The sequence below is a fragment of the Candidatus Binatia bacterium genome (genome assembly GCA_036504975.1).
GTDB lineage: Bacteria > Desulfobacterota > Binatia > UBA9968 > UBA9968 > JAJPJQ01.
This window is the reverse complement of sequence record DASXUF010000112.1, coordinates 1-4,056: the sequence shown is the minus strand read 5'-3', so window position 1 is coordinate 4,056 and position 4,056 is coordinate 1. Positions and strand designations below refer to the sequence as shown.

The window sequence follows — 4,056 nt, the reverse complement described above, 5'->3', positions numbered from 1 at the left end:
TTCCCAGAGCCATTCGGAGGGGATCGAGCGCATGTGCCAGACGCTTGTGAGCCGAAATTTCAAGCCGCGGAAGTCGTGGATGCCGAAAGACGTCGGCTTCGGACTGGACATGGCCCGCGAGATGCAGGTACCGATGCCGTTCGCCGCGCTGGCGTATCAAATGTTCGGGATCGCTCAGGCCAACGGGCTCGATGGCTACGAGGCGACCGGCATCGCCTATCACGTCTACCAGTTGATCTCAGGGGAGAAAAAAAGGACCTAGAATTCGGTAGCCGGGAGGGAATTCTGAATACCGCCTCCCGGCTGCTAATTCCCAACTCCCAATTCCTAATTCCTTTTTATGGTTCCGCTCGATCGCCTGTCTCGCTTCCTGAGCTTTTTGCTGCGCCACCGTCCGCAGGATTACCCGCTTCGCTTCGACCGGAGCGGGTTTGTCTCGTGGAGCGAGTTGAAGCAGCAATTGCAGGCCCGTTTTCCCGACGTGACCGATGAACAGATCCGCGCCGTGATCGCGGGCTCGGACAAACAGCGCTTCGAGATGCGCGAAGACAAAGTGCGCGCGACTTACGGCCACTCGTTTCCCATCGATCTTGGCGGCGAGAGCATCGCGCCGCCCGACCGTCTGTATCACGGCTCGGCCCGCGACCTGGCCGAGGCGATTCTGCGCGAGGGGCTCAAGCCGCGCGGCCGGACCTACGTTCATCTGAGCGCGTCTCTGGAAGAAGCGTTGGCCGTCGGCCGGCGGCGCGATCCCAGCCCGGCGATTCTGGTCGTCGATTCGCGCGCCGCCCACGCGAGCGGGATTTGTTTTTACGTCTCGGGCCCGCTCTACTTGTCGGGCGAAATCCCGGCGCGATTTCTTTCTCTGTGGGAGAGGTGAATCGCCGTCGGTGAAAATCATATCCCGTCTTTTTAAAATCCGTTTTCAGCCGGGCGCCGTCGTCTTGTTCTTCGTCGTGCTTCTGATCGCCTATCTCACCGTCGTTCCCCTGGCCATGTTGATTTACGGCAGCTTTAAAAGCAGCCCGCCCGGCGTCCCGGGCGCCTTTACGCTCAGCCACTACGCCACGCTTTTCGAGCGTCCGGAGATGGTCCGTTCGATCATGAACTCGCTCATCTTCGGCGTGGGATCGAGTCTGCTGGCTTTTCTCGGCGGGGTTTATCTCGCCTGGGTGACCGAGCGGACCAATATGCCGCTGAAAAAAGCCGTCTACGGCGCCATTCTCGTCCCGCTGATCGTTCCCGGTTTATTGACGACGATCGGCTGGATCATGCTGTTCAGCCGGAGATCGGGCCTGGTCAACTTGATCGGCAGGGAATTCTTCGGCCTGGAGCAGCCGCTGGAGCTCTACAACATGGCCGGCATGATCTGGGTCCTCGGCAGCGACCAGATCCCGCTCGCGTTTCTCCTCTTGAGCGCATCCTTTCGTTCGATGGATCCGTCTCTGGAAGAGGCCGCCGTCATCTCCGGCACGGGCATCGTGCGCACCACGTTTCTGATTACGCTCAGGATTCTCCTGCCGGCGATTCTGGCGGTGTGGATGATCAGCTTTGTGCGCGCGATCGAGAACTTCGAGGTGCCGGCGCTGATCGGCATCCCGTCGGGCATCTTGGTTTTCGCGACGGAAGTCTATCTGGCCACGCAGAAAAGCGCGAATTTCGGTCTCGCCAGCACGTTTGCCGTGGTTTACCTCGTGATCACGGCGATCGGCATCGTGCTCTATTTGAAGGCGACAAAAGTATCGGAGCGTTTCACCACCATCACCGGAAAAGGTTATCGACCCGTCGCCTTCGATCTGGGCCGATGGCGGTATCCCCTCGCGTTAATCACTTTGTTGTTCGCGTTCGTGCTTTTCATCCTCCCCGTCTTGATCGTGGTCTGGTCTTCTTTCCTTCCGTTCTACATGCCGCCGTCCAAAGATGCGCTGGCGAGCTTGACGCTCGGCAACTACAAGAGGCTGTTGAGTCTTCCCGTGATCGACCGGGCGTTTTGGAACAGCCTGGTTTTGGGCGTCTCCAGCGCGACGATCGTTATGTTCCTTACCGCGATCATCGCCTGGATCGTCGTGCGCTCGCGCTCGCCGCTGAAAGGGACGCTGGACTTTCTCGCCTTCAGCCCGATCGCGGTCCCCGGCCTGGTGCTCGGCATCGCCATTCTCTGGCTCTATCTCACCTTGCCGATCCCGATCTACGGCACGCTCTGGATCCTCCTCATCGCCTACGTGATCAAATACCTGCCGTACGGCATGAGGGCGTGCTCGACCTCGATGCATCAGATTCAGAAGGAACTGGAAGAGGCGTCGGAGGTGAGCGGCGCGTCATGGCCGTACACGTTCACGCGCGTGCTCGTGCCGCTGCTGCTCCCCGGCTTCGTCGCCGGATGGATCTACGTGATCACGCATTCGTTCCGCGAGCTGTCCACGTCGATCATGCTTTACCGCAGCGGAACCGAGGTGCTGTCCGTGGTCATTCTGGAGCTGTGGGACTCGGGACAATACCCGGAGCTCTCGGCCCTGGGGATGAGCCTCGTGGTCGTGCTCCTTGCGATCAGCCTGGTGGCGCGCTGGATCGGCGGAAAATTTTCCGTGCAGCAGAGCTAGGCGAAATAGTGTAAGCCCGGACTTATTGATCCCGCTGGGAATCCTATCGATGGAGCCTCATTTCTCTGGTTCCTCAGGGGCGAGCCTTTTAGCCGCAGGCTCAGCCTGAGACTGATTCACCTCCGGCGGAAATTGGCAGTGCCTCGTGGACTCCTTCGCTACCTTTCCTCTCCGCGGGCATCGCCGCTTCGCTTAAAATAATCCCGTAAGGAAGATGGGCGGTAACTCGGATCGCCGTCCCAGCGCGCTCTGACACTCTCGTGGACCGACTGTGTCGGGTCCGCCTGCTTGGGCGCGTCCGTGGGATTTTTCGGATCTTTGGTCGAGAAGCCTATGGGACGGTCGATGCCGGGGGTGGCGCGGTACAAGCCGGTTTTGGAATTATGCAGCTCGCCGCGCGGGTCCGGGTGCAACGGGCGAGCCGCGATCGTAGTGTCGTCGAAAGCGAGGCCCGCGCCGCGCGCTTTGCCCATCATCCATTCCAAAGCGATGTCCGACAGCCCAACTTGAGCATAGCCGCCGCCAACGTCGCTGTGAGCGCCGCAAAACCAAACCTGCTCGACTTTCTGCCCGTCCTTAGGTTTGTACGCCCAGAGCGTCGGCTCGAAGGGCGCGCGATGTTCGTCGATGGCCAGAGCGTGATAGGCGTGTTCGACCGTTCCACTGAGCGCCGTGTCGTGAAACTGGTGTTCCCCCCGGGTGATCCATCGAAGCCCACGGAGCGGTATGCCGAGCGCGCCCACGGTATCCCAGACGCCGATGAACTTGATCTGGATGTCCGTTGCGGAAACGGAGTAATCCTTCCTGAACTTCTTCGGAACTTCATCGTCGGGATGATCTTCCGACCGGTACAAAGCAATCGCATCCCGGTAATGCTGGACAAACTCGCGGCGTAAAATTCCGCATTTGCGGATCATTCCGCCGATGCTCCGCGCGGTGAACGCACCGCGGCTGAAACCGAATAAATAGAGTTCGTCGTCGGGCTCGTAGTTTGCGACGAGGAATCGATAAGCGTCGTGGATATTGTCCTCCAGGCCTTCGCCTAACGCGCCGCCGGAGGCTCGGTCGAGCACGTTTCCGGTGCCCACGCCCTGGTCGTAGTAGATAATTTGCGGCGTGGCGCCGTCGCGCTTGGCGACCCGGTAGCCGAGCTTGACGACGTTCGTCGGGCACGGAACGCCGGCGTTCTCCTGGTCCGCGCTGTTCCATGTTCCATCGCAGCAAAGAATAAGTTTTTTCATGGCGCCCTCCTTTGGATTAGGCAGGAACGATGCAAGAGATGCCGTCGGACGGTCGGCTCGATGACTTGTTGTGCCGCTTGGTAAGCTCTGGACTCCGTTAACGCTTATTGAAAATTATTAGAAATTGGCCTTAGCTTCTCATACAGGTAATGGCCGATTTTTTCAGCCCCCTTCGGAGTATTGTGGCTGTAGTCGTAAAAGTCACTGTCATCGAA

4 protein-coding genes are annotated in these 4,056 nt (G+C 59.4%); 3 read left to right on the top strand and 1 reads right to left on the bottom strand.

Annotated elements, in window-relative coordinates:
• From VGL70_15230 to VGL70_15220, 3 genes are all read left to right on the top strand, one after another.
• The coding region (locus VGL70_15230) for an NAD-binding protein (protein ID HEY3304875.1) at positions 1-262 on the top strand (262 nt) is incomplete at its 5' end.
• A 78-nt stretch (positions 263-340) separates the two neighbouring features.
• Positions 341-880 (top strand): RNA 2'-phosphotransferase, encoded by a 540-nt coding sequence (locus tag VGL70_15225; GenBank protein HEY3304874.1) that lies wholly within the window; start codon positions 341-343, stop codon positions 878-880.
• Positions 881-890: 10 nt separating this feature from the next.
• Entirely contained in the window at positions 891-2,600 is a 1,710-nt protein-coding gene (locus tag VGL70_15220; GenBank protein HEY3304873.1) for an iron ABC transporter permease, read from the top strand.
• A 158-nt stretch (positions 2,601-2,758) separates the two neighbouring features.
• Here VGL70_15220 and VGL70_15215 read toward each other — a convergent pair whose 3' ends face one another.
• Positions 2,759-3,841 carry a DUF2235 domain-containing protein gene (locus VGL70_15215; protein ID HEY3304872.1) on the bottom strand — a complete coding sequence of 361 codons (1,083 nt, stop codon included), beginning with the start codon at positions 3,839-3,841 and terminating at the stop codon, positions 2,759-2,761.
• Between the last annotated feature and the right edge of the window lie 215 nt (positions 3,842-4,056).

Excerpts from the sequence above, each read along its gene's own strand:
- VGL70_15225 (HEY3304874.1), top strand. The coding sequence starts at position 341 with ATGGTTCCGCTCGATCGCCTGTCTCGCTTCCTGAGCTTTTTGCTGCGC.
- VGL70_15215 (HEY3304872.1), bottom strand. The coding sequence starts at position 3,841 with ATGAAAAAACTTATTCTTTGCTGCGATGGAACATGGAACAGCGCGGAC.